Here is a 1,546-nt window from a genome sequence, read left to right as displayed (position 1 = left end):
GATCCGGACCGCTGCCGCTGCCGGCCCTGCCGGATCCGGCCACCGACCCCGTCGAGGTCGCGCGATGGTGGCACGGGCTCGACGAGACGGTACGCACCGTGCTGGCCGCCGAACATCCCGAGCGGATCGGCGCGCTCGACGGAATCCCGGCTACCGATCGCGATCTCGCCAATCGCGCTCTGCTCGACGACGAACGCCGCCGGCTCGGATCGGTCGCGACGCAGTTGCAGGCCGAACTCGACACGATGTTCCCCGGCGTCGCGGGATTGTTCACCGACGCCGACGCGGGGTTGGAGCAGACGCTGCGGAAGATCGAAGCCCTCGACGCGATCGACGCGACCCTCGCCCACGGCGACCGGCAACTGCTCGCCCTCGACCTGTCCGGACGTGAGGCGATGGCGGCCGTCGCAGTCGGGGACGTCGACACCGCCGAGCACGTGGCCGTCTTCGTCCCCGGCGCGGGTTCGACCGTGCAGGGCAACCTCCAGGGTTACGACACCCAGGTCGCGGCACTGCGCGACTCCGCTCGGCTCCTCCTCACCGACGACCCGGGCGTCGAGCCCGCGGTCGCTGCCGTCACCTGGCTGAACTACCAAGCCCCTCAATGGGGCTGGGGTCTCGCCTTCACCGAACGCAGTCCCGTCTCCGATCTCGCCGCCCGGATCGCCGCACCCCGGCTGGCCGGTTTCCTCGACGGCATCACTGCGTCGCGTCCCGACGACCCGCGCATCACCACGGTCGGGCATTCCTATGGAGCCGTGGTCTCCGGACTGGCACTGAGGGAGACCGGCGCGGTCGACGCCGCAGTGTTCGCCGGGGCTCCCGGAATCGGGACCGCCGACGTGACCGACCTGCGGATCCCGGCGGGCTCCGCCTATCTCGTCGAAGCCGACCGCGACATCGTCGCCGACGTGGGCACCTTCGGCGGCGACCCCAGCTTCCTCGACGGCCTGACGCATCTTCCTGCCGGTCCCGGCACCACCACCACCGGTGCCCCGCTCGCGGGCATCACCGGCCACAGTTCGTATCTCGTCCCCGGAACGTCGAGTTCCCACCACATCGCCGGTGTCGTCGCGGGCACCGCAGAACGGAGCACACCGTGACCGCCACACCGAGAATCCGCGCCGGGCTGTGCATCGCGCTGCTGACGCCGCTCGTGGCGGCGTGCACCACCACGGTGTCACCGGTCGCGATGCCCGAGCCGATCGCCGCGACCAGCGCGGGCGCGGTCGAGTACTACACCGCTGTGCAGCGCGACGTCCTCACCGCACTGTCCGCCGAGTTCCCCGGGGTCCGATTCGAACAGAAGTATTCGAGCACCACCGCGGGATGCACGCTGCCCGACGGCACCTCGGGTCTGACGGTGCACCTTCCGATCCACGGCTCGGCGCGGCCCGTGCCGGTGGACGAACTCGATCGTGCCGCCGGCATCTTCGAGGACACAGCGGCGCGGGCCGGCTTCCACGGCCGGCACGTACTTCCGCCCGATACGGGCCTCGTCCTCCGGATGTTCGCGGCCGACGGCTCGTACATCACCTTCGGAAGT

General features: G+C 70.9%; 2 protein-coding genes. Both read left to right on the top strand.

The genetic code is table 11. The features are described 5' to 3' along the window. Positions 1–1,103, top strand: a 1,103-nt coding sequence (locus R1101_RS0123200; protein ID WP_016935575.1) for an alpha/beta hydrolase, incomplete at its 5' end; no start/stop codon positions are given. After that, positions 1,100–1,546, top strand: a 447-nt coding sequence (locus R1101_RS0123195) for an LppA family lipoprotein (RefSeq protein ID WP_016935574.1), incomplete at its 3' end; no start/stop codon positions are given. The genes R1101_RS0123200 and R1101_RS0123195, both read left to right, overlap by 4 nt.

Source organism: Rhodococcus sp. R1101 (genome assembly GCF_000278445.1).
Lineage (GTDB): Bacteria > Actinomycetota > Actinomycetes > Mycobacteriales > Mycobacteriaceae > Rhodococcus > Rhodococcus gordoniae.
Note: the sequence above shows the minus strand (reverse complement) of the source record. Positions and strands in the feature narration are given on the sequence as shown.